Annotated in this window: 20 protein-coding genes and 1 tRNA gene; 13 read left to right on the top strand and 8 right to left on the bottom strand. The window is 52.2% G+C overall.

Annotated features, from left to right (window positions below):
- Positions 1–205: 205 nt before the first annotated feature.
- The gene (locus tag NEA10_RS12160) at positions 206–1,186 is read right to left on the bottom strand and encodes a DUF3747 domain-containing protein (RefSeq protein WP_252660523.1); all 981 of its coding nucleotides are present in this window, start codon (positions 1,184–1,186) and stop codon (positions 206–208) included.
- 231 nt (positions 1,187–1,417) lie between these two features.
- On the bottom strand, positions 1,418–3,427 hold the full coding sequence (locus tag NEA10_RS12155; protein ID WP_252660521.1) for a WYL domain-containing protein: 2,010 nt from the start codon (positions 3,425–3,427) through the stop codon (positions 1,418–1,420).
- A 278-nt stretch (positions 3,428–3,705) separates the two neighbouring features.
- On the opposite strand from NEA10_RS12155, the gene NEA10_RS12150 reads away from it, so the two are divergent.
- Complete coding sequence (locus tag NEA10_RS12150; RefSeq protein WP_252660519.1) at positions 3,706–3,963, top strand: NfeD family protein; 258 nt, start codon at positions 3,706–3,708, stop codon at positions 3,961–3,963.
- A 76-nt stretch (positions 3,964–4,039) separates the two neighbouring features.
- Here the strand turns inward: NEA10_RS12150 and NEA10_RS12145 are convergent, their stop codons facing one another.
- Complete coding sequence (locus NEA10_RS12145; protein WP_252660517.1) at positions 4,040–5,044, bottom strand: DUF3747 domain-containing protein; 1,005 nt, start codon at positions 5,042–5,044, stop codon at positions 4,040–4,042.
- A gap of 397 nt (positions 5,045–5,441) precedes the next feature.
- Between NEA10_RS12145 and NEA10_RS12140 the strand changes: the two genes are divergently transcribed.
- The gene (locus tag NEA10_RS12140) at positions 5,442–5,891 is read left to right on the top strand and encodes an LptA/OstA family protein (protein ID WP_252660515.1); all 450 of its coding nucleotides are present in this window, start codon (positions 5,442–5,444) and stop codon (positions 5,889–5,891) included.
- 24 nt (positions 5,892–5,915) lie between these two features.
- On the top strand, positions 5,916–6,644 hold the full coding sequence (gene lptB, locus NEA10_RS12135) for an LPS export ABC transporter ATP-binding protein (RefSeq protein ID WP_252660513.1): 729 nt from the start codon (positions 5,916–5,918) through the stop codon (positions 6,642–6,644).
- 209 nt (positions 6,645–6,853) lie between these two features.
- On the opposite strand, the gene NEA10_RS12130 is transcribed toward lptB, so the two are convergent.
- Positions 6,854–8,689: a sodium:solute symporter family protein gene (locus NEA10_RS12130; protein WP_252660504.1), complete on the bottom strand. Its 1,836-nt coding sequence runs from the start codon at positions 8,687–8,689 to the stop codon at positions 6,854–6,856.
- A gap of 134 nt (positions 8,690–8,823) precedes the next feature.
- Here NEA10_RS12130 and NEA10_RS12125 point away from each other — a divergent pair.
- Positions 8,824–8,908 (top strand) — tRNA-Leu (locus NEA10_RS12125).
- A 23-nt stretch (positions 8,909–8,931) separates the two neighbouring features.
- Here NEA10_RS12125 and NEA10_RS12120 read toward each other — a convergent pair.
- Entirely contained in the window at positions 8,932–9,882 is a 951-nt protein-coding gene (locus NEA10_RS12120; protein ID WP_252660502.1) for a calcium-binding protein, read from the bottom strand.
- A gap of 280 nt (positions 9,883–10,162) precedes the next feature.
- Here NEA10_RS12120 and hemL point away from each other — a divergent pair, with 280 nt between their 5' ends.
- Positions 10,163–11,461, top strand: a complete 1,299-nt coding sequence (gene hemL, locus NEA10_RS12115; RefSeq protein WP_252660500.1) for a glutamate-1-semialdehyde 2,1-aminomutase — start codon at positions 10,163–10,165, stop codon at positions 11,459–11,461.
- A 90-nt stretch (positions 11,462–11,551) separates the two neighbouring features.
- Here hemL and psbQ read toward each other — a convergent pair whose 3' ends face one another.
- Positions 11,552–12,034 carry a photosystem II protein PsbQ gene (psbQ, locus tag NEA10_RS12110; protein ID WP_374111906.1) on the bottom strand — a complete coding sequence of 161 codons (483 nt, stop codon included), beginning with the start codon at positions 12,032–12,034 and terminating at the stop codon, positions 11,552–11,554.
- 179 nt (positions 12,035–12,213) lie between these two features.
- Here psbQ and purD point away from each other — a divergent pair, with 179 nt between their 5' ends.
- The 7 genes from purD (at position 12,214) to hbs (ending at position 19,953) form a co-directional block, all read left to right on the top strand.
- Positions 12,214–13,491: a phosphoribosylamine--glycine ligase gene (purD, locus tag NEA10_RS12105; RefSeq protein ID WP_252660496.1), complete on the top strand. Its 1,278-nt coding sequence runs from the start codon at positions 12,214–12,216 to the stop codon at positions 13,489–13,491.
- 322 nt (positions 13,492–13,813) lie between these two features.
- Positions 13,814–15,109, top strand: coding sequence for an urea ABC transporter substrate-binding protein (gene urtA / locus NEA10_RS12100; RefSeq protein ID WP_252660494.1), 1,296 nt, complete (start codon positions 13,814–13,816; stop codon positions 15,107–15,109).
- A 110-nt stretch (positions 15,110–15,219) separates the two neighbouring features.
- Positions 15,220–16,386 carry an ABC transporter permease subunit gene (locus tag NEA10_RS12095; protein WP_252660487.1) on the top strand — a complete coding sequence of 389 codons (1,167 nt, stop codon included), beginning with the start codon at positions 15,220–15,222 and terminating at the stop codon, positions 16,384–16,386.
- Positions 16,387–16,456: 70 nt separating this feature from the next.
- Positions 16,457–17,629, top strand: coding sequence for an urea ABC transporter permease subunit UrtC (urtC, locus tag NEA10_RS12090; protein ID WP_252660485.1), 1,173 nt, complete (start codon positions 16,457–16,459; stop codon positions 17,627–17,629).
- A 17-nt stretch (positions 17,630–17,646) separates the two neighbouring features.
- Positions 17,647–18,399 (top strand): urea ABC transporter ATP-binding protein UrtD, encoded by a 753-nt coding sequence (gene urtD / locus NEA10_RS12085; protein ID WP_252660476.1) that lies wholly within the window; start codon positions 17,647–17,649, stop codon positions 18,397–18,399.
- A gap of 48 nt (positions 18,400–18,447) precedes the next feature.
- On the top strand, positions 18,448–19,143 hold the full coding sequence (urtE, locus tag NEA10_RS12080) for an urea ABC transporter ATP-binding subunit UrtE (RefSeq protein WP_252665343.1): 696 nt from the start codon (positions 18,448–18,450) through the stop codon (positions 19,141–19,143).
- Positions 19,144–19,671: 528 nt separating this feature from the next.
- Positions 19,672–19,953: a non-specific DNA-binding protein Hbs gene (gene hbs, locus NEA10_RS12075; protein WP_068790183.1), complete on the top strand. Its 282-nt coding sequence runs from the start codon at positions 19,672–19,674 to the stop codon at positions 19,951–19,953.
- Between the two features lie 87 nt (positions 19,954–20,040).
- On the opposite strand, the gene NEA10_RS12070 is transcribed toward hbs, so the two are convergent.
- Positions 20,041–21,684 (bottom strand): ABC transporter permease, encoded by a 1,644-nt coding sequence (locus NEA10_RS12070; RefSeq protein ID WP_252660466.1) that lies wholly within the window; start codon positions 21,682–21,684, stop codon positions 20,041–20,043.
- Between the two features lie 401 nt (positions 21,685–22,085).
- Between NEA10_RS12070 and NEA10_RS12065 the strand changes: the two genes are divergently transcribed.
- Positions 22,086–23,309, top strand: coding sequence for a transposase (locus NEA10_RS12065; RefSeq protein ID WP_309494104.1), 1,224 nt, complete (start codon positions 22,086–22,088; stop codon positions 23,307–23,309).
- Here NEA10_RS12065 and NEA10_RS12060 read toward each other — a convergent pair.
- On the bottom strand, positions 23,306–24,334 hold the full coding sequence (locus tag NEA10_RS12060; RefSeq protein WP_252660464.1) for an iron ABC transporter substrate-binding protein: 1,029 nt from the start codon (positions 24,332–24,334) through the stop codon (positions 23,306–23,308). The genes NEA10_RS12065 and NEA10_RS12060 overlap by 4 nt on opposite strands.
- Positions 24,335–24,607 lie beyond the last annotated feature (273 nt).

Below are 24,607 nucleotides of genomic sequence, written 5' to 3'. Positions count from 1 at the left end.
ATTAGTATCTTGCGATGTCCTCAAACCTAGGGGTTTAGAGGTTCTACTTCCCCAACTGTCTATCTAGACTTGTGCCAGTTCCCCCCCTGGCGAGAACTCCAGAGTTTAGCTTGTTCTGTTTACCGCTCCCAGCCAAAAAATCCGGCTTCAAGGGAGGAAGCCGGATCGAACTATTAGGAGAAGCAAGGGAAAGCGAGAAATCGGATTAGCGAAGGAGCATGGTGATGATGTGGTCAGCATCCACCAGGTCACCGTCTAAATCCATCACCTGGGCGAAGGCCACTCGTTGCTCGGCGGACATCACCTGACGAAGATCCATCATGCTGGCAAACTCGTTATCACGCATTTGGCGGCGTAGGGTTTCAACCTGATTCCGTTGACGGCGCACTTGACGGGCAGATGCGTCCCCAATCATCATCTCTTGTAACTCTTCACGGGCCTGATTCAATTGACTTTCAAGACGACCGTTTTGAGCGAGATAGGACTGACGGATTTGGGTAATCTCCCGTTGTTGGTCCTGGGTCAGTTCAATTTCATCTCGCCAGTCTTGGTCCTGAGAGGGTTCGGAGGGTTGAGAGGGTTTGTTATCCTCAGGGGGAGTTGAGGGACCCTCAGCCACGGTATCAGAGTTATTTGCCAAGGCACTCAAGTTCAATTGATTAGAGAGATACACGTGACCTAAGGTGCGTCCTTGATAGGTTCGTTTCGAGAAATCCCAGCCATCATTGAGGCCAATGCGGACAAAGTCATTACTATAAGGTGCGCGTCCGAGTTCTAAGGTGGGCTGATTGGGACGAGAGGTAACACCTCGTAAAACAAGGTCATCCCCTTGACGAACTACTTGTAGGCGATATTGCATTCCTAAGTCTTCGCCACCGGCGCGAATGGAGTAGCCATTGCTATCGGTGAAGCGTCCACAAATTCCTGTAAAGTCAAAGTTTAAGAGGAGGGGTTCTACTCTGGAGCCATTTTCAGCCCAGCAATCCCGGCGATTGGACTGTTGTTCAATCACGAGTAGTTGATGGCGTCCTGTGTTTCCCACGGGTGCTGCAATAGCGATGAAGTTTTGTTGTTCAACAGCCTGTTCCCCGAAAAGGGCGGCTTGGGTTGGTTGAGGGGTGAAGGTTGCGCCAAAGGTGGTGAGAGCGAGGGTGGAGAGAGTGGCGAGACGAAGTGCAGTTTTCATGGGAGTTGTCCTGGGATTAGGTTGGTGTTTGTTTGTTATGACTTCATTGTGGGGGGAGCTGACGATGACTTGGGAGGCGCAGAGTTGACTTCGAGAACTGTCCGGTTGCCCTTGTGACAGTTGACAACTGGGGGAACGGATTTTTAGGGGTTTGGGGGTTTTTGGGCGGGGATTATTACGGCTGAGGGTGGCCAGTGGAGGCAATTGGTTCCTATTTGGGGGTGAGAATCCCTAAGGTTCGTCTGACTCATAGGTGACCACGATCGCCTTGGCCATCTCTTGAATCATCTGTTGTAGGCGGGGAGGACTGATAACCCGCACCTGACCACCAAATCCCAAAATCCAACGTCGCAGTTCAATATCATCAATAGACCAACAGGGGAGGTGGACTTGAAAGCGGTGGGGATATTCGGGGTTGTCCGTTCCCTTGGCGGAAAATAATCGGGTTAGACGACGGCGATCGCCCTGGCCGTCAGGATCGGACATCCTCATTTGTTTGAGGGGAAATCGCTGGGTTCCTTCCCGGATGAAACGAAAACTGGCATCATTGCACCATAATTCCACGAGTACCGTGGCTGCTCGCTGTTTGGGCCCTCGACTTAGGTATTGATGTTGTTCTTCAACATTGCGGCCGAGAAATACCCCTACACTAGCTTCATGGAGCTGTTGCAGCCGTTTCAGGGCTTTTTTGTGACTGGAGCGATCGCGATACAGTTGGGTCCGTTCAACTCGTAAGTACCATCGATCCAAACGCTCAAAACTCAACAAGCCATCAGCTTTTGACTCCCAACCGACATACCAGGCAATTTGATGAAAAATCAGTTGCAGGGGATAGGCTTCTAAGGCAACGGGGTCTCCGGGAAACTCTCCGGCTCCCGCTAACTTCTGAAGTGAGAGGAGTTCGCGATCACGAATGGCTTGTTCAATCCGTCCCCGTCGCCGCGCCAGGGAGATATTGACTAAGCCATCGACTTGGATAATTGAGGGATTGCCAAAGCGCCAAATGGGATAGTCTGACTGCAAGGCGTCGGGGTGTAGACGCTCGATTTGCTGCAAAATTCGATAATACTGCTCCCGGTCTTCAGGACGACTGATGAGTTCAGCCTGTCCCTGTAACTGTTGATGGAGCCAGGTTAAATCCTCCAGGGAGAAAATGGAGGTGCCGAGATAATAGCCGGAGCGATAGTTTTGTTGGCGATCGAGAATTCCATAGGGGTATAGGGCCAGTTCGATGTCTTTACGCAAGGTCACCCCATCGGTGAGGGTTTGATGGCGATTGATAACAGTCACCAAACTCTCCTGAACGGTTAAATCTGGCTGATTTTCAAAGGGATGTTGTAAAATGGCGCGGATGGTTTCGAGTAGCCGCAGAAAGCATTGGCGATCGCTATAGCGATGACAACGAATCAAATCTTGAGGCTCCCGGGGTTCGGCGGTTTCAATCTCAAGTGGTCTGTCGGCGTGGGGGGCAAAAAATTTCTGAGAACGCAGCCAATAGAGATCTGCGGCTAGGGCCCCTTCATCGGCATAGACTCGGCCCCGCTCTCGGCCCAAATTCCGCACAATTTCCTTGAGACTGGGATAATGGGAGCTGGCCCCCTGCTTGAGAAGATAGGCGATGAGGAACATCAGCCGTTCAAAGGCTACTAGAGACCCGTAGGGATGCCACACCACCTGAGCGTTGCGGTTCCGGCGACGGACAAGACGCAGGGAGAGGCGGTCAATTTGCCGGAATACTTCGGAAAAGTCAATATCTCCTTGAGCCGTTCGGGGGAGCGATCGCACATCTAGAAATCCTTCCGCAGTGGTCACCGGAGTTTGCGCTAGACTATCCGCCATGCGATCAATCACATAGTTCGGAACGACTCGGGGGCGATCGCGATTACGCTGTTTACAGACTTCCACCGGAACCTCCATCACCCACGCGATCCAAGTCAGGGGCGGCTCACTCAGCGCCTGTAGCGATTGTAAGAAGTCTAAGCGCCAGGCCCGGCGGACATTGGTGGCATCATAGATGATAGGCCGCTCTTGGGCGATCGCCCCTTGCATCTGAGCCAAAACTTCCGCCTCAATCTCAAGCCAATTTCCCTGAATGGCCGCATCCCCATAGAGTTTTTCCCGCACCGCATCGGTAGACACGACCACATAGTTAGGATCTCGTTTAACAAATCCCTCCGCGAAGTGGCTTTTACCGCTCGCGGGGATACCAACTAAGAAATGACAGGGGAGAGAGGTGGACATAGGAGAAGACGGCCGTAGGCAGTGGGGGGAACCACAGAGTCACAGAGGACACAGAGAAGAAAGAAACCCGTAAAAATTGCACTCAATCAGAGATAGATCAGTAAGGGCTGGCATCTATTTTAGCGAGATTCAGGTCATTCACCTGGGATTTGCTGCGAATTACAAAATTTGCCCAATTCCCTGAACTGGCTAACGTCTGACGTCTCGACCATCACGCTGCATAAATTTCCCAAAAACCAGGGTGTAATCAAAGAGCAAATTCACTTGGAGGACTCCCGATGTTTCGCCTTCGTCAACGCCTGAGTGCATCTACCCCTGAGCTTCCTCAACTCCCCTATGACCCCATGTTGGGACAACTCGGGGAAGCTACCGTCTCGAAACGGATTGCCTACCATTCTCCAGGACGGGTATACTACCGCGCCACCTGGTGGAAGGCGCAATGTCAGCATCGGGATTTAATTCTCGAACCCGGAACCCGAGTTCAAGTGGTGGCACGGGATATCACGATTCTAATTGTTGAACCCTGTTGGAATTAAACGTAAACGCCCCGGTTTATGGAACCAACCGGGGCAGAAACTTAAGCAATTTTGCAACAAAACATCACTTGACAAATTAACGAGTTAGTGCAGTTAGCACCGCATTCATATCCGCATTATCCAAATCCATGGACTGAGCAAACGCTGTGCGTTGTTCAACGGACATCACATCACGAACCGCCATCATGCTGGAGAAACGATTGTCACTCATCCGTTGGCGCAGACCTTCAACTTGGTTACGTTGGCGACGCACTTGACGAGCGGAGGCATCACCAATCATCATCTCTTGCAACTCCTGACGCGCCTGATTCAGTTGAGCTTCGAGGCGGGCATTTTCCGCGAGATAGGACTGACGGATTTGACTAATGCGCTCTTGCTGGCTGCTGCTGAAGGCCAGCTCATCCCGCACAGGTTGCTCTTGACTCGGTTGAGAGGGTTGGGGAGCAGGTTGGGGAGCGGGTTGTTTTTCTTGAGGTTGCTGAGGAGGTGTCGGGGTCGAAGGACGGCTGGCGCTAGTGTTGGAGTTTTGAGTCAAGGCACTCAGACTTTGGGAGTTCGAGAGATACACATGACCCAGGGTGCGTCCTTGGTAGGTGCGTTTGCTGAACTCCCAACCCTCATTGAGGTCAATGCGAACAAAGTCGTTGGCGTAGGGAGCGCGTCCGAGTTCAATGGTGGGTCGGTTGGGGAGGAAGGGAACTCCTTGTAGGACTAAATCAGCTCCTTGGCGAACCGTGCGTAGATTGTATTGAACCCCTAAGTCTTGTCCACCGGTGCGAATAGAGTAACCATTACTGTCAGTATACCGTCCGCAGATACCGCTGAAGTCGAAGTTAGCTAACAGGGGATTGACAATGGAGCCATTTTCCGACCAGCAATCGCGGCGATTGGATTGTTGTTCAATGACGAGCAGTTGATGACGTCCGGTGTTACCCACAGGTGCCGCAACAGCCACGAAGTTATCTTGAGCAACAGCTCGTTCTCCGAAGGTAGCGGCTTGAGCGGCTTGAGGAGCAAAGCTGGTTCCAAAGCTGGAGACAGCGAGGGTCGAGAGAGCAGCGAGGCGAAGTGCGGTTTTCATGGCGGCAGAGTCCTTAGAGCGAGGTCGTTTGTTTGGTATGAGTTCATTGTGTGCTGGGGACTCTGGCTCTAGGGTCGAAAACAGTTGACTTTGCGGAGTGTCTTCTAGGCAATGTGACAGTTGCGAGGCTTGGGATACGAGATTTCAAGGGTTTCAGGAGTTACCTCCGGCTCCCTTGTGACAAAATTACAGCCAGTGACGGGAGTGGCTGCGATTGAGACCATTTCGCGCTTACACCGGAAACACCATCACTCAGGTGGAAGACTGTCCTATGGCATCGTTTAGGGAGAACAGCCATTGCTAAGATAAACTACAGCCACCTCAGACCTGTTCCGGTTGGCTTACCCGCTTAACTTCGGATTGGCTCATCGATTCAGCCTTTGTGACCTAATTAATTATGAACATCCCAACATTGGCGAAATGGCGCTTGGCGCTGGCCTTATCGCTCCCCATCGCTCTCTCGGGGACGATCGCCCCCCCGACCTACTCTCAAGGCAATGGTGGCTCACCCCTCACCGTTCGCGCTGACCAACAGGAAGCCGACGCACGCACGGGAATTGTCACGGCCCGAGGTAATGTTCAGGTCAACTTCCCCTCCCGCAATCTCCAGGCCACCTCAAATCAGGCTCAGTTTTTTAGTAATGAACAACGGCTGGTGCTGACGGGGAACGTCTTTGTCCTCCAGGAGGGGAACAGCATTCGCGGTGAGGTGGTGACCTATTTAATCGATGAAGGCTTATTTGTGGCCCAACCCCTCCCAGAACGTCAGGTGGAAGCCATTTATATGATTCCCGAGAATGGCAACGGTCAACGGCCCTCCGCTCCCGCACCCCCGGCGATTCGCTAGAGTCCTTGTTCCTATCCCTCCTCCATGAAAATTGTCCTTGAGAACATCCATAAGTCCTATCAGAAACGGTCAATTGTCAGCCGCGTCAACTTGTCGGTGAGTCAAGGGGAGGTGGTGGGACTTTTAGGGCCCAATGGTGCGGGAAAAACCACCACCTTTTATATGGTGACGGGATTAGTCAAACCCGATCGCGGCCGGGTTTGGCTGGATCAACGGGATATTACCGTGTTGCCCATGCACGAGCGAGCCAAGATGGGGGTGGGCTATTTGGCCCAGGAAGCGAGTATTTTTCGCAATCTCACCGTGCAGGATAATCTCTTGTTGGTGTTTGAACAGACTGGGGTTCCCCGTCGCGAGTGGCGTAAACGGCTAGACACGCTGCTAGAGGAGTTCAGTTTAGGGAAAGTCGCCTCCACCCTGGGCCGACAGGTTTCGGGGGGGGAGCGACGACGCACGGAAATTGCCCGATCGCTCTCCACCGGCTATGGGGAACCGATGTTCTTACTCCTTGATGAACCCTTTGCTGGCATCGACCCCATTGCCGTTAATGATATTCAACAGGTGATTGCCCGGTTGCGCGATCGCAATATCGGCATCCTCATTACCGACCACAATGTCCGAGAAACCCTAGAAATTACCGATCGCGCCTACATTATGCGCGAAGGGGAAATCCTCGCCTCAGGAAGTCCAGGGGAACTCTACGATAATCCCCTGGTACGTCAGTATTATTTGGGCGATCGGTTTCAGGTTTAGAAGAAGGCAAGAGGCAAGAGGCAAGAGGCAAGAGGGTTACCACAGAGGCACAGAGGACACAGAGGAAGAGGAGGGGGGAAGAGGCAAGAGGCAAGAGGCAAGAGGCAAGGGGTGATAGGGGGGAATCCATCGCTGTGTTCTTCTTTGTGTCCTCGGGCAACCACAAGGGATTGCCCCTACGTGGTTCCCTGTTCCCTGTTCCCTGTTCCCTACTCCTCAGTTCCTGGGCGGGGAATGGCGATCGCCTTATGTTTATTGAGTTGACGTAGCCACATACCACCAATCACTGCCACAATCAGCCAGAACCAGCCGAAGAGCGATCGCAATAAGAGAAAGCCACCGCAACCGAGTAACATCCCAAATAACAAGAGATTCGCCGCAACGGACCGTTTTAAATCTAAGGTCAAATTCTGGGCGGGTAGTAGGCCCGTGTTGGCCTGTTGTCGTCCCCAACCTAACCCCCCCGGACGAGTCCGGCGATAAAACTCATCCAGGGTGGCCTCGGACTCTGGGGGAGTTAAGAACATCACCACAATCCAGAGACTACAGACAATTACCGTAATCGTCATCACCCGAATCCCATAGTCAGACATAGGATTCACCACCCAAGTTTCTTGCCAACTCCCCGCCGGAACCTGCCAACCCACCGCTAGGGTAGCTAAACTCCCCACAATAAAACTGGCCACAATCGCTGTCAGTTCTGCCGCTGCATTGACTCGCCACCAGAACCAGCGCAGCATTAACACTAACCCTGACCCTGTACCGATGGCGATAATCAACTCAAACACCTGACTGATATCATTGGCCAGGAAGGCGGCGATCGCCCCTAACCCAGTCACCAATACCGAGGACAACCGCCCCACGAGGACTAACTGGGTTTGCGTGGCCTCGCTATTAACAAAGCGGCGATAGAGGTCATTAGTGATAAAAGAAGCCCCCCAATTAATCGAGGTTGAGACGGTACTCATAAACGCCGCCACCAACGAGGCCACCACTAACCCTAACAATCCCGGCCCCAAGAACTCCAACATCAACATGGGATAGCCCAGTTCCTTATCCTCCAAATCCGGAAAGACCACCAACGCCACCAGGGCCACGATGATCCAGGGCCAAGTCCGGACCACATAGTGCATGATATTAAATGTCCAGGCCGCTTTTTCCGCCTCCGCCTCGGTTTTCGCCGCTGCAAACCGCTGCACAAACTCCCCACCACCATCACTACGTCGCCAGGCCCACCATTGAATAAAGATATTGGCAAAAAAGGCACTGGCGGTAATTCCAGCGGCTTCTCCAAAGCTAATTACCCCTCCTTCGCCGCCAATATCAAAGGGGAGAATGGCGAGGGTGTTAATATCGGTGACTTCAGGGATACGGCTGATGAGGGTTTCCATCCCACCAATGCGATCGAGGGCAATTCCTGCCACCAATAAGGCCCCCAACAACGCCAAAATAAACTGGAAGAAGTCCGTAGCCACAACTCCCCACAATCCCGCCAAGCCAGAGTAAACAAGGACAAAAAGACTAACCCCCACCACACTCCAGATTTTTAACTGGGTATCTCCGGCCTCAATCCCCAAGGTTTCCCAAATTTGCAACGCATCCACCACCTTCACCATTCCCAGCATGGCGTAGCCGATGCCGATGCAGTTCATGGGAACGGCAAAGATAAAGGCTTTTACCCCCCGCAGAACCGCCGCCATCTTACCCCCATAGCGAATCTCCGTCAGTTCCGCATCGGTGATCACCTCCGATCGCCGCCACATCTTCGCAAACAGATAAATCGTTAGCAGATGGGAAATACCAAAACTCCACCAAAGCCAGTTTCCGGCAATGCCCTGATTACCGACAATGCCAGTAATGAGTAGGGGGGTATCAATTGAGAAGGTTGTGGCCGCCATACTCACCCCCACCAACCACCAGGGGAGCGATCGCCCTGAAACAAAAAAGTCTTCCAAACTACTCGAAGCCTTGCGGGACAGATAAATCCCTAGGCCCATGGTGATGACTAAATAACTCAGAACAATCAGCCAGTCGATGGATTGCATGATGGACGGTTGCCACTAAACTGGCTGCTATTCTACCGGTTTTCGAGCAATTTCCGCCCAGGGCTTGCCAAAAAAAGCCATCTCAGCTACATTGAAGGAATGCGCTTAAACTAACTAAGCCAAATCGACATCCTGGGGGTGTGGCGGAATGGTAGACGCTACGGACTTAAAATCCGTTGACTGGTGACAGTCGTGTGGGTTCAAGTCCCACCACCCCCATTATTGAGTCAATTCTAAACCGATCAGAGGTCTGGAGACCAACTTAGAGCCTTGGGGTTAGCGGGTCTTGGCGCATAACAGCGGCTCCTGTAGCTGAAACTGTCATCCTCCTGCCAGCTTCGGGTGAGCGCGTCGCCCCAATGCTGAACTTCCAGGAAATTGGCATTTTCAAACGCTGGCTGATAGACAGAAAAGGTTTCCATCAATCCCAGGGTTGCACAAGTTTCCAAACCACTAATAAAACGTCGAGAAAAATTCATAAAATGGGGCTGTTGAGTCCAATAGTCCAGTTGACGAGCACTGAGAAAAAAGCAACCGGAGTGGGGGTTTCTGGCTCGGTTAAACTGCAAGCGCTGGCCTAAGAACTGGGCGATTAGCTGTTGTTGGTCACTGAAATCGTGAGGACAGCCAGCAAATAGCTGGGAGATGCTTTCAAAATCTGCATCGACGTAAACTTTTTCAGGACTCCCTTGCTGAGAGACTTCAAAGCGATTCGGTTGCAAAACGAGAGAGTCTCCGACCTGCTGATTAAACCAACTGAGTTTTTGAAAAAAGTATCCATCTCTCAGAATTAAATCATCCTCAAGATAGCCGTAATAATCATAGGACCCCAACTGACGTTGTAGGGTTAAATGGCAGCCGAGTCCTAACCATTGGGGATCTTCTAGGATAAAGGACTCCTGGCGAAACAAGTCCGACGGGAAGGGGAGTTGATCTAACAGATGGAACTCTACCGTGGTACAAATCACGATGTCCAGCTCAACTTGGGTGCTGGTATTGGCGGGTTTGCGTTTAACCCGAGACTCGTCGACATCATGGGCATAATAACTCTGACGTGTGCCAAAGGTTTCATAGAGCGATCGCAGACAAGCCGTCAGTGCCTCAATCCGAGGTTGAGGATTTGACTGCAACGATCCATGAGCCTTAGAACCTTGGGGATTAAAATAATGAGGAATCGTCAGTAGAACTCGCACGTTTTCAAACTCGAAGCGTCGTTAATCATCCCCGATTATGCCATTGTCAGGCCAAACTCACGAGAGCGGGCTCGCTCAACCCCCAAGCCGCACCCCATCTGTCCAGTTTCCTGAGGCACTGAACTGAAGTTGGCCCCCTCATCGGCCACTCCCCCGTGAGATTCGAGCCGTTGTCCGTTAAGATAGAAGTTTCGAGTTTTCTCAAAATGCAATTTTATCGCAGATATTATCCTGCGCGACCTTGACGTTAAGCCGTTAGACATCAATTAAGGAGCCTGCTTTGGTTTATACGACACTACAAACAACCAAGTCGGAAGAAATCTTTGCCGCTGCCCAAAAACTTATGCCAGGTGGCGTGAGTTCGCCGGTGCGAGCTTTTAAATCCGTTGGCGGTCAACCCATCGTCTTTGACCGAGTCCAGGGCGCCTATGTCTGGGACGTCGATGGCAACCAGTACATTGACTATGTTGGGACCTGGGGACCTGCCATCTGTGGCCATGCTAACCCAGAAGTCATTGGCGCTTTGCGGGAGGCCCTGGAAAAAGGAACCAGCTTCGGCGCCCCTTGCTACCTAGAGAACGTCCTGGCGGAAATGGTCATCGATGCGGTTCCCTGCATCGAAATGGTCCGCTTCGTCAACTCAGGAACCGAAGCCTGCATGGGCGTACTGCGCCTAATGCGGGCCTTCACGGGCCGGGAGAAAATTATCAAATTCCAAGGCTGCTATCACGGTCATGCCGATAGTTTCTTGGTTCAAGCTGGGTCTGGGGTCGCCACCCTGGGGCTTCCTGACTCCCCCGGCGTCCCGAAAGCGGCCACCAGCGCCACCCTAACTGCTCCCTATAACGACCTGGAAGCAGTGAAGGAACTCTTTAAAAATAATCCCGAGGAAATCGCCGGGGTCATCCTAGAACCGGTGGTGGGCAACTCTGGCTTTATTCTTCCTGATGCGGGGTTCCTGGAAGGCCTGCGGGAACTCACCCAAGACCATGGGGCCTTACTGGTCTTTGATGAAGTGATGACTGGTTTCCGCATTGCCTATGGAGGCGCTCAAGAACGCTTTGGGGTCACTCCTGACCTAACCACCCTGGGTAAAATCATTGGTGGTGGCCTACCGGTGGGTGCCTATGGCGGTCGTGCCGATATCATGTCTATGGTGGCTCCGGCGGGTCCGATGTATCAAGCCGGAACCCTCTCGGGCAATCCTTTGGCCATGACGGCGGGCATTAAAACCCTGGAATTACTGCAAAAATCTGGGGTCTATGAACAACTACATGAGAAAACCCAACGACTCTCGGAAGGGTTACTCAATGCGGCCCAGGAAGCCGGGCATACGGTCTGTGGTGGTTCCCTTAGTGCCATGTTCGGGATGTTCTTCTGTGAGGGACCGGTGCATAACTATGATGATGCCAAGCTCTCCGATGCGACCAAGTTCGGCAACTTCCATCGGGGGATGTTAGAACGAGGCATTTATTTAGCCCCATCCCAGTTTGAGGCGGGCTTTACTTCCTTGGCTCATACGGATGAGGACATTGAGCGCACTCTGGCGGCGGCTCGTGAGGTATTGGCTACCCTGTAGGCCCGCCGCTTCTGTCCTTGAAAAAATGGGGGCGAGCTGGCTCAGTTCGCCCCCAGGAACGGGGTTTACGGACAAAAAACTGAAGTCGGTTTAACTCCCGCTCGACTTGGGAAGCAGGTCTAGGAACGCATCTAAGTCCGTGAGGGCTTCGCGGTAATTTTTCGTGGCGGTGGCGTAATCGGAATTTTCAGCCGCAAGACTAATGGCTTCGAGATGACGGAACACCTCCCGGGCTAACTCGCGACCGGGGGGCTGATCTTGAGGGAGAAGATTACGGTTAAACAGGGTCATGTCTTGCCGCAGGGTTCCTAGGGGACCATGGATGAAGTTATCCACATAGACCCAGTCTCGCTCTTGGATGAGCTGTTCGAGTTCGCCCATGCGATCGCGCATCCCCTGGATATCGCCGGCGTAGGACTCTAGCCGTTGCACTACGTCGGGGGTATAGGTCGGGGGCTCAGCTGGAGGGGCGTTCCCACAACTGGCCAGGAAAAGCATCATCCCAGCCAATAAACTGACGAAAAGGGAACGAGAACGCGAGCCTATGCCAAACCTAGCGTTAATCGACTGCATTTTAGACATTGTTTTAGAAATCGATTCTGTTCAAACTCGACAATTCTACCCAAATTTGTGCCTCTGACCCAAGACAGTCCCTGGGAAAATGGTCTCTAGGTGCGGCCGTGGGTGTAGAATCAGGCTTGGCATGATTGACCGATCGCCCCCTGGGGTGAATCGGATGTTAGGAGGTTTGAGTGAACGTATTAGTCATTGGTAACGGTGGGCGGGAACACGCGATCGCCTGGAAATTGCTTCAGTCCCCGAGAGTCAATAAGGTCTTTTGCGTGCCGGGGAATGGGGGAACGGCAACCCTCCCCAACTGCTTTAACCTTGCCATGTCAGTGACAGATTTTGAAGGCATTGCTCGCTTTGCTCAGGTGCAGGGCTGTCCCTTTGTGGTGGTGGGGCCGGAGATGCCCTTGGCGATGGGGATTAGCGATTATTTACAAGAGCGCGGGGTCCCCGTGTTTGGCCCGAGTCAAGCGGGGGCCCAAATTGAAGCGAGTAAGGCTTGGGCCAAAACCCTAATGGTTGAAGCGGGGATTCCCACGGCAACCTCAGTCACCTTTGGACGCCAAGAGAGTCAGGCTGCCAAAGAGTATGTGCAACGGATAGGAGCGCCCATTGTCGTCAAAGCCGATGGACTAGCGGCGGGGAAAGGGGTCACGGTGGCTCAAACCATCGAAGAGGCCTACGCCGCCATTGATGAGATTGCTAGCGGACGGTTTCAGGATGCAGGCGAGACTCTGGTGGTTGAAGAATTTTTGACGGGACAGGAAGTGTCGGTGTTGGCCCTGTGCGATGGAAAAACCGTGGTTCCTTTGCTCCCGGCCCAGGATCATAAACCTATTGGTGAAGGAGATACGGGGGCTAACACGGGAGGGATGGGGGTCTACGCACCAACACCAGTCTTGTCTGAGGCGGGGATGACCCAGGTTCAGAAGGACATCTTAGAACCCACTCTGGCTGCGTTACAAGAACGTGGCATTGACTATCGTGGTATTTTGTATGCTGGCTTGATGGTAACGAAGAGTGGCGAGATTAAGGTTTTAGAGTTTAACTGTCGTTTCGGAGACCCAGAAACTCAAGCGGTGTTACCCCTACTGCAAACTCCCTTGGATACTCTCTTGCAAGCCTGTATAGATCAAACTTTAGCCGAGCAACCTCCCTTAGACTGGCATCCTGGGGCGGCGGTTTGTGTGGTGATGGCTTCAGGAGGGTATCCGGGAGACTATGAGAAAGGGAAAGGAATTACGGGGCTAACGGAAGCTCAAGAGACAGGGGCGATCGTCTTTCATGCTGGAACCCAATTGAAACAGGAACAATTACTAACCAGTGGTGGACGAGTTTTAGGGGTGACAGCTGTCGCAGATAGTTTTCCGGCGGCGATCGCCGATGCCTATGGGGCAGTCAACAAAATTGACTTTGAGAAGGCTTATTTCCGTAGTGATATTGGTTATCGTATTCGCTAAGCGTTCATCCCTACCCGTTGCTCAACCCGTCGTAAATTGAGAGCCAGCTCCCGTTTATCAGTCCCAAAGGGCAAGCGGGAGCTTTTTTAGACTTAGACTTTTCGTTGAATAATGTTGTAATCTTATCTTCGTTTATTTTGGTAGCCTAGATTACATTATCTCTAGAACAATTGGTTTAGGATACGTTCCTGGACGGCTCCTTCAGAATAGAAAATTTTGTAACCCTAAATTCCCTTTTTTGTAAAGGAACTGAAGGAGAAGACTCCAATTTTCTCTCATGAGAAAGACAACAGTTTTCTATGTTTAAGCAAAGAGACTAAATATGAGCAAAGGTTTAGGACGGCGTAAATTTTTATGGTATGGTTCAGCCGCATTTGGAACCAGTTTAATTCTCAAGGCCTGCGCTGACCCCAATGGTCCGGCGACGGGCGGCGCTGGTGGAGATGATGACACGATTAAAGTGGGCATTCTCCACTCCCTTAGTGGGACGATGGCCATCAGTGAAACAACCCTAGTTGATGCGGAAAAACTAGCCATCCAAGAAATTAACGCCAATGGCGGCGTCAATGGTAAGCAGCTCGAAGTCATCGTCGAAGACGGGGCCTCTGACTGGCCGACATTTGCTGAGAAAGCCGAGAAACTCATCGACCAAGATGGGGTTGCTGTGGTCTTTGGCTGCTGGACTTCGGCGAGTCGTCAGGCGGTTAAGGATGTCTTTGAAACTCGGGACCATATGCTGTGGTATCCCGTGCAGTATGAAGGACAGGAATGCTCCAAAAACATTTTCTACACTGGAGCCGCCCCCAACCAACAAATTGAGCCAGCGGTGCGATGGCTTCTGGAAAATAAGGGGGATGAATTTTTCTTAGTGGGGTCGGACTATGTATTCCCCCGTACAGCCAACACGATTATCAAGGAACAACTTGCGGCTGAAGGTGGGACGGTTGTGGGCGAAGACTATATGCCCCTCGGCAGTACAGAAGTCACGCCCATTATCTCCCAAATTCAACGGGCATTACCTGATGGTGGGGTGATTTTTAACACCCTCAATGGAGACAGCAACGTCGCTTTCTTCACGCAAATGCAAGGGGCTGGTCTGGATCCTGAACGCTATCCAGTGATGTCTGTGAGTGTGGCAGAGGAAGAAGTTCAACAAATCGGTGTTGACTTGCTTGTGGGTCATTATGCCGCCTGGAACTATTTTCAGACTGTGGAAACTCCAGAGAATGAAACTTGGGTCGAAGCATTCCGAGCCGAATACGGGGAGGACCGCGTCACCAACGATCCCATGGAGTCTGCTTATTTGATGGTGTATCTCTGGAAACAGGCAGCGGAACAGGTGGGTGACGCCTATGATATCGAAGGGGTACGGGCGGCTGCTATTGGTCAGGAGTTCCAAGCTCCTCAGGGGTTAGTGACGATGAATGAGAATCATCACATTTCCCAAATGGTTCGCATTGGTCAGGTGCGTGACGATGGCCTGTTTGATATTGTCTGGGCCACGGAAGACCGGGTTGACCCACAGCCTTGGAACCAATATGTCCCTGAGACTCAGGGCTATGCTTGCGACTGGAGTGACCCCAATAAGGGGGGACGGTTTAGACTTGAAGATGCTTAAATTCCCTTTTTAAGGGTCTCAAGTTTGACCTCTGTTGAGGGTGTTCGCGGATCGAGCTGCACCCTCATTCGCCCCTATATATTGTCAGTTTTTAGTTTTAATCACGACCCATGATCGAGCTTGCTGTTGGTATTTTTAACGGCATTGGCATTGGGTCAGTCCTCCTAATTGCGGCCTTAGGTCTAGCGATTGTATTTGGGCTGATGGGTGTTATTAACTTGGCTCACGGTGAGTTAATGATGCTAGGTGCCTATACCACCTTTGTTGTGCAAAATTTCTTTCGCGATTTGGACGCGGGTGACGGCATATTTGGACTTTATATTTTTGTGGCTCTCCCAGCGGCATTTTTGATCTCCGCGATGGTGGGGCTAATTTTAGAGCGGGGGGTGATTCGCTTCCTATATGGTCGACCTCTGGAAACGCTGTTGGCGACCTGGGGGGTAAGTTTGATTTTGCGCCAGTTGGTGCGTAGTGTGAATTGGTTGTTGGCGATCGCCATTCTGCTCTTTTGCGCCCTCTTTTTCGGGGGAATGTGGGTGTTGCGTCGTCGCCCCAACTGGGAGGGGATAAAAGGGTGGGCGATCGCCGTCCTCCTGCCCCTGTCCTTAGGGATTGCTGGACTAGCCGGCTGGGCCATGACGGGGGTGAATACCTTGGCACAGCCCTGGTTTGGTCCGCGTAATGTGGACGTGAGTACGCCACCCTGGCTGCGAGGGGGTCTGGAAGTGGGAGCCTATCGTCTGCCCTATTCCCGAATGTTCATCATTGTTTTAACCCTACTCTGTCTATTGGCAGTGTATTGGTTCTTTAATCGCTCTGATTGGGGATTGCGGATTCGTTCAGTGACTCAGAATCGTAGTATGAGTGCCTGTTTGGGGATTCCCACAGAAACGGTGGATGCTCTGACCTTTGCTCTCGGTTCAGGCTTGGCGGGGATTGCTGGCTGCGCCATTACCTTACTGGGGTCTGTGGGGCCGAATGTGGGTCAGAACTACATTGTGGACACGTTTATGGTGGTGGTTGTCGGCGGAGTGGGCAATATGTTTGGAGCCATTCTCGCCGCTTTGGCCATTGGGGTGAGTACCTATCTGCTGGGATCTGGGGCATTGGTTGGGGTTTTTGACGATATCAATGCCTTACAGTTTGTTGCTGAGTTTCTGCGCTTTTTCACCTCAACCAGTATGGCTCGGGTCATGGTCTTTGCCCTGATCATTGCCTTCTTACAGGTCAAACCGTCAGGGATCTTTCCCCAGAAAGGACGAACGGCTGAACTGTAGTTCCTCTCTTCTGAACTATCTGAGCAATTGATAGTCGCCTGGCTATTGACAAAAGTAACTAAGTGTGATAATGAGTTCTTCTCCGACCCATCCCCCAGGGACAAAATCCCGTCGCCCCAAATGGTGGCTCGAACCGGCGATCGTCCTCGGTGTTGCCATCGCCTTGGCGGTCATCATGCCCCTAATCCTACCGGTCTTCCGCCTGAGATTGTTAGGGCGTTTCGTGGCCCTGGCTATTGCCGCCTTAGGCATTGACCTAATTTGGGGCTACACCGGTTTATTAAGTTTGGGTCATGGAATCTTCTTTGCTCTCGGGGGCTATGCCTTCGCCATGCACCTGAACTTACAACTTCCGGAAGGGCAAATCCCCAACTTTTTTAGCCTCTATGGTGTGGAGGAGCTGCCCTGGATTTGGCAACCGTTTTATTCGCTGCCAGTTACCCTAATTTCCATTGTCCTGATTCCGGGACTTGTGGCCGGACTTCTGGGCTATTTGGTTTTTCGTAACCGCATTAAGGGGGTCTATTTTTCTATTTTGACCCAAGCGGCTCTCTTGGTGTTCTTTAACTTCTTCAACGGGCAGCAAGACCTGATTAACGGGACCAATGGACTCAGTACCAATCGCTATGAAATCTTCGGCGTTGCGGCTGGAGCGCCTCAAGCTCAGCTCGCCTTTTTTCAAACGTCTCTAGTCATGGTGGGTTTGGTCTATTTACTCTGTCGTTGGTTGACAGATGGGCGTTTTGGACGGATGCTCGTGGCAATTCGGGATGATGAAATTCGAGCCCGTTTTGCTGGCTATGACCCCACCGGCTTTAAGATTTTAGTCTTTGCAGTTTCCGGGGCGATCGCCGGCATTTCTGGGGCTTTATTTACAGTCCAAACGGGACTGATTACCCCGAGTTTTATGGAAGTTGCCTTTTCCATTGAAATGGTCATTTGGGTTGCCGTCGGTGGTCGAGCGAGCCTGATCGGGGCGATTATCGGCACCATCTTAGTCCGCACTGCCCAAACTTTCCTGAGTGAATGGTCTCCCGAGGCTTGGTTATTTTTCCAGGGAGGCTTATTCCTAATTGTCGTGACAGTCCTTCCTAATGGACTTTATGGTTGGTTCCGAGATTCGGCCATTCCCCAAGTGCGATCGCGCCTGGGCCTGCAACCGCGTCTGGTGAGCTATCCCGACATTGACCTCAACCCGGAAGTTCAGCAGGAACAGGATGAACTCGAACGTCTCGATCGCTAATTCCCCGTCTCCCCAACATGACTGAAAAAATCCTGGAAATCGATAACCTCACCGTCAACTTCGACGGCTTCAAAGCGCTCAATGCCCTTACTTTCAGCCTCGACCCCGGAGAATTACGGGTGATCATTGGTCCCAATGGGGCGGGAAAAACGACCTTTCTCGATACCATTACCGGGAAAGTTCAACCGACGGAGGGTGAAGTCCGCTTCAAGGGTCAGAATCTGCGCAACCTCAACGAACATCAAATTTCTCGCCTGGGCATTGGCCGTAAATTTCAGACCCCCCGTGTCTATCTCAATCTTACGGTCTGGGATAACCTCGATTTAGCCTGTAATCGCCGTAAAGGAGTCTTTCAAACCCTGTTTGGTAAGCCGGACCAGGGAGAACGGCTGACGGTTAGTGGGATTCTGCAAACCATTGGCTTAAGTGCTAAGGCGAACTTAGAGGCGGCACTCCTGTCCCATGGGGAGAAACAACGCCTGGAAATTGGCATGTTGGTGGCCCAGTCCCCCGATTTACTGCTGGTGGATGAACCGGTGGCGGGGTTGACGGATGAGGAAACGGAAAATGTCGGCAATTTGCTCCTGACTCTGGCGGAGAATCACTCGATTATTGTGATTGAGCATGATATGGAGTTTGTGCGACAAATTGCCCGAACGGTGAGTGTGTTACATCAAGGGTCTCTCCTCTGTGAAGGAACCATGGATGAGATTCAAAATAACCCACGAGTGATTGAAGTCTATTTAGGACCTTCGGAGGAGGAGGATTAACCGATGCAAGCTGTAGATACCCGCACCACGACTCCCGACTCCGGGTTAATGCTCCAGGTTTCGGGCTTGAATGTCTATTATGGCGAGAGTCATATTCTGCGTAATGTGGATTTGAGTGTTCCCATGGGTGAGATGGTCTGTCTCATTGGTCGGAATGGGGTGGGTAAAACGACCCTGTTGAAGACGATTATGGGGTTGTTAGCTCCTCGATCAGGACAAATCAACTTTTGCGATCGCCCCCTGTTGTCCTTATCCACACCCCGCCGGGCCCAAGCGGGAATTGGCTATGTTCCCCAAGGTCGAGAAATTATCCCCCGCATCACGGTCAAGGAAAATCTCTTGTTGGGGTTAGAGGCCCGTCCGGGACGCTCGAAGAAGGTGATTCCCCCGGAAATTTTTGAGTTATTCCCCGTGTTAGAGACGATGTTGGGCCGCATGGGGGGAGACTTGAGTGGTGGACAACAACAACAGTTGGCGATCGCCCGGGCCCTGATGGGCCAACCGCGCCTGTTACTCCTTGATGAACCTACGGAGGGGATTCAACCCTCGATTATCCTAGAAATTGAGGCCGCCGTCCGTCGTATTATCGAGCGCACGGGGATTTCCGTCCTTTTGGTGGAACAGCATTTACACTTTGTCCGCCAAGCCGATCGCTACTACGCCATGCAGAAAGGGGGAATCGTCGCCTCAGGAGCGACAGAAGACCTCTCCCAAGAGGTGATTCAGGAGTTTTTAGCGGTTTAGTGACGGGCCAAGCTCAACTAAGCAGACCCAAAAACCTAGAGCAACGTATCAGATGGCCCCCCCCTAATCCTCAGTTAACCGTTAATTGCTATATAGTCGTTTTTGGTGTCCTAAGGCTGGGTTTAGAGTCCCCAGAGCATCCTTAGGGCCAAGATTGCACCCCTCCCTAACTGTTAGCACATCTGCCAAAGTTGAGGAGGGCGATCGCCCTCCCGGGAGTCAAACAACCGCCACTAGAGCCAGAGAGTCTTACTCAATTTTTTAGGAATTGTCAAGATTTTTTCCCAGATTTGCCTAAAAAAAAAGGATAGATGTCAAAAAAATCCTAAAATCAAGATAAATTAATACTTTCTGCGATCCAGATCGGGCAAACACCCATTAGAATGAGTCAGTGAAACATCGTAAGACCAAGAGTTTCGAGGTTTTTAGTCTAAAAAGCCTATCCGATGTTTCCTGCCTAAAGTGTCCTCAAGACCCGTTTAGGCAGTTACGAACCCGTACTATCTGACCTTAAGGAGACATCCAGACATGAATAAAGGAGAACTCGTCGATCGCGTCGCCGCGAAAGCGAACGTCACGAAAAAGGAAGCGGACGCTGTTCTAACGGCAGCCCTGGAAACCATTGTGGAAGCGGTGTCGAGCGATGACAAAGTGACCCTGGTCGGCTTTGGTTCCTTTGAAGCCAGAGATCGTAAGGCCCGTGAAGGTCGTAACCCCAAAACCGGCGACAAGATGGTCATCCCCGCCACCAAGGTTCCCGCCTTCTCCGCTGGCAAACTGTTCAAGGAAAAGGTTGCCCCGAGCAACTAATCGCGTTCCCCGTTATTAACTCTGTGTGGGTATCACCGCATTGATACTGGGCAGTCCCCTGAGGCTGTCCAGTTTTGCTTCTTCCCCCTATTGCCTTTTCCGAGTGAGTCGCTCTTGGGAGAGGATGATGAGGGTGGCGAGAGTTGAGACGACGAGCATCATCAGGGAGGCAACGGCGGCTTGGGTGAAGGCGGCGTTTTCGGCGGTGGCTTGCCAGATTTCTGTGGCTAGAGTGCGGAAACCGATGGGAGAGAGTAATAGGGTGGCGGGGAGTTCTTTGATGGCGGTGAGGAAAATTAACATCGCGCCACTGATGAGTCCTGGACGCAGTAGGGGGATGGTCACTTCCCGTAGGGTTTGCCAGGGGGTTCGCCCTAAACTCCGAGCTGACTCTTCTAGGCTGGGAGCAATCTGTAACAGGGAACTGCGTAAGGTTCCTACCCCTTGGGGGATGAAGAGGACTAAATAGGCGAACAGGAGCATGGGTAGGGTTTGGTACAAGCCAATCATGTAGTTGGCCCCAAAGAAGACGAGGGATAAGGCGACGACAATTCCGGGCATCCCAAAGCCGATATAGGAGAGTCGTTCTAAAAGGCTGCTCAGAGGACTGGGAAAGCGGACGGCAAGAATGGCAATGGGAAGGGCAAAGATAACGGCGATGAGTGCCGCTAAGCCTGAGCCGTAGATGGAGTTGACGGCTGAGGGGAGCATGGCTGTGACGAGGTCAATCGGACTCTGGCCCGCCATCATGCCTCGTCCCAGCCAGAAGATGAGTACCGCGAGGGGCATGACTAGGGAACTGAGAAATACCAGGCTACAAAAGGCCAGGGCTAACCATTTCCAGGGGCCTAGGGGAATTAATGTGGGCTGATGCTGACTGGCGGAACCGCTGCTATAGTAGGCGGCTTTGGACCGGGCCCGGTATTCTAACCAGAGGATACATCCGACTAGGGCAACTAGGACTAGGGAGAGGGCCGCTGCCATACTGCGATCGAAGCTGGCTCGATATTGTAGGAAGATGATGCGGGTGAAGGAGTTAAAACGCATCAGTGCTGGTGTGCCAAAGTCCTGAAGGGAGTAGAGAGACACGAGCAGGGCCCCGGCGGCGATCGCGGGCCGCAATTGGGGTAGGGTCACGCGCCAAAAGGTTTCAGAATAGCTATAGCCTAGACTCAGGGAGGCCTCTTCCATAGCGGGGTCCATCCCCTGGAGACTGGCTCGCACAGTTAGGAGAAGATAGGGATAGGAAAATAGGGTTGTGGCTAGAATCACCCCAGTCCAACCATAAATTGAGGGTAGCCGCTGCACTCCCCAAGGTTCTAGGAGAATTTGCAGCATACTTCCTCGGGGACCGGCAAAGGCCAGGAGGGCAAAGCTGCCCACATAGGTGGGAATAGCCAGAGGTAGACTGGAGGTGACACTCCAAAACCGCCGCCCGGGTAAGTCGGTGCGGACGGTGAGAAATGCTAGGGGAATGGCAATTAAGGCGGAGAGGACGGTGACCGCCAAGACCATACCAATACTGTTAAAAAAGACCTGAATGGTTCGCGGCCGTCGTAAAATTTCCCAAAAGTCCACCACCCCGATTCCCAAGGCTCGTAAGATTAGGTAGGCCAAGGGTAAGGCCATGCCGACGGCGACCAGGCTGGCCATGAGAACAAGGAACAGGGGGGGCCGCGATCGCCCGGAGGGCAGACTGGCAGATGTGGCTGTTTGAGATTGTAACGCCATGAGGGTAGGGGTGATGGACAGGGGCAAAGGTACGACAAAGGCCACATTGTAGCCAATGTAGCCTCATCAGGACAGGTACAGTCCCATGTACGAAGTCCCTTACAAGACCCCGGTTTCTTGTAATAAGGTCAGGGTTCCCTCTAACAATACTCCGGACAGTTTTTTGGGCGTTATTGAGTTGAGTCAGTAAGACAAACGCCTGTCACCGGTATCTGGCAAAGGATTCCGGGGAGGTGCCGTCTCGTGCAACAAGTCGAGTTGGGAAAAGAAAGCGAGTTACCGAGGGGGGGAGCGGAGGTCGTTGGCAGAGACGCCAGAGAGCGGCGGTGTGGGTTCGCCGAGTTGGAGAAAAGCTATCCATCGTCTAAAGTGCAGGTGGTAAATCTAACAAAGCTGCACAGATGGATAGCCTCAAGAGCATTGTAGCGGGTCTGGTGGAAACATTTAGCAAACCCCAGCAGAAATTTTTGATGACCCTGATGACCACTCTCTTTGTCGTCTGTGGTCGAGTCAACTATACGAATCTCAGCCGCTACAGCCAGATAAACGAGCGGACTTATCGGCGACACTTCGAGGCGGGTCTAGGACTCGAACGTCTCAACCGCCGCTTAATCGAACAGCTACGACCCGAGGACAGCGAACAGATAGTAGTAGTCGATTGCACCTTCAACGAGAAAAGTGGTCGTCACACCCATGGCTTGGATTGGTTTTACAACAGCAAAGCTCAACGAGCCGAAAAAGGACTCGAATGGTCTGTTGTAGCTATTGTTGACTTGCAGCAGAAGACGGGCTATACCTTGTCAGCCCAACAAACGGAAGCCGACTTGAGAACCGAGAAGACCCCGACCGAAGACCAAGTGGCTTCGAGGAGCCGCTTGGATTTCTACCTCGGGCATCTGGCTTACTGCACCATCTTTTTCCCGGACTGGATTCGTTATGTCGTCGCGGATGGCTTTTACAGCAAGTCCAAGTGGGTCAATGGGGTGGTGGGCTTAGGCTTCGAGGCCATCGGTCGCTTGCGCAGCGATGCTAATCTTAAGTTTCTTTATGACGGCCCTCATCGGGGACGAGGTCGCCCCCGTCGCTATGACGGTAAGGTTGATTTGACTGACCCGAGTCGTTTGACTTTCGTTGCCACTTTAGACGAAGGAGTTTCTCTATACACAGCCGTGGTCTGGTCAGTTAACTTTCGACGACCGGTTCGTTTGGCTTATTTGCTCAAAGAGCAGAATGGACGACGCAGTTACGTGGTCTTGTTTTCCACCGATGTCACCCTTGACCCCCTCCATCTCTATCGTTGTTACACCGCTCGTTTCCAAATTGAGTTTATTTTTCGCGATGCTCGTCAGTTTCTGGGCTTCTCTGATTGTGAGGCCCGCTCCGCTGAAGCCCTCGACTCTCATGTTAATGCCAGTCTCCTGGCTCTCAATTTAGCCAAAGCCACCTTACAATCGACCCACACTCGTGCTGAACCTTTGAGTTTTTCCATCGCCTCTCTCAAACGCTTGGCTCTCAATGAGCATCTTTTTGACCTATTTATCGACAGCTTTGACTTAGACCCGACTTTAATTAAATCCCATCCCAACTACTCGGAACTCCTATCCTACGGTGCTCTTGCATCCTAAATCTGTCCGGAGTATTGCTCTAAGTCTTCTAAACTGCTCAGGTCGATATCCGGGGGGTTAATCTCAGCAATAGGCAATTGGTCATTGGGAGGTTCAATGCCAGAAATTAAGGGATATTCACTGTTTCCTTCGGCGAAGTGTTGTTGGGCCTCGGGGCTGAGCATGAACTCGACGAAGGCTTCGGCGGCCTCGGGTTGATTGGTACTGTTGAGGATGGCAACCCCAGCGATGTTAATCATGGAGCCAATATCACCACTGGGGTAATGGTGAGCAACGGGGAAGTTGGGATCTTCGGCTTGGAAACGAGCTAGGTAGTAGTTGTTGACTAATCCTACTTCTACTTCACCGCGACCGAGACCTTCAACAATGGACGTATTGTTGCGAAAAACTTGGGGATCATTGGCTTTCATACCTTCGAGCCATTCCCGGGCCCGCTCTTCTCCTTCATGTTCCCGAATAGCAGAAACAAAGGCCTGGAAGGAGCCATTAGTGGGGGCCCAGCCAACTCGACCAGACCATTCCGGTTCGGTTAAGTCCCAGATGGAGTTGGGAACGTCTTCGGCATCGAGCATATCGGTGTTGTAGGCAAAGACTCGGGCCCGTCCGGTGATGCCAACCCATTGTCCTTCTCGGGAACGGAAGCGCGAATCGACCTGGTTGAGCAGGTTGTCAGGGATATTGCGAGTTCGACCTTCGACCTGTAGGGCCCCTAAGGCCCCGGCATCTTGGGCGAAGTAGATATCGGCTGGGGAGTTATCACCTTCTTCGAGAATGGTGGCAGCCAGTTCGGCGGTGTCGCCATAGCGGACATTGACCTGAATACCCGTTTCGGCTTCAAAACGCTCGAACATTGGACCGATGAGATCTTCCCCACGACCGGAATAAACGACGAGGGCATCTCCTCCACCGGCTGCACCATCAGCTGCACCATCGGCTGTTGGACTATCCTGGGCATCACAGGCGATCAGTAGGGTGCTGGTGGCGGTGGCTAGGCTAATCAGAGAAATGACGGTTCTTCGTTTCATGATATCCTCTCAGGGGGTATGGGGATGAAAGTTGATAAAAATTGTTAGTTGTAGAAGAGCAGCTAGCTCGGGCAATCCACTCAAAACCAGGGGCATCGGCTATAGTAAACCGACGATTTCCCATGGGGTATGAAACTAACTTGGGTGTTCAGTCCCGGAGATCGGCATTGAACTATGCCGGGCCTGATAGGGATTAGGCTCGGGATGGTTCAATGCCATCGTTTAGGATGATTGGCAGCTGCTAATTTAGAACTATTCTGAATTAGCAGCAAC

Source organism: Phormidium yuhuli AB48 (assembly GCF_023983615.1).
Classification (GTDB): Bacteria; Cyanobacteriota; Cyanobacteriia; order Cyanobacteriales; family Geitlerinemataceae; genus Sodalinema; species Sodalinema yuhuli.
Note: the sequence above shows the minus strand (reverse complement) of the source record. Positions and strands in the feature narration are given on the sequence as shown.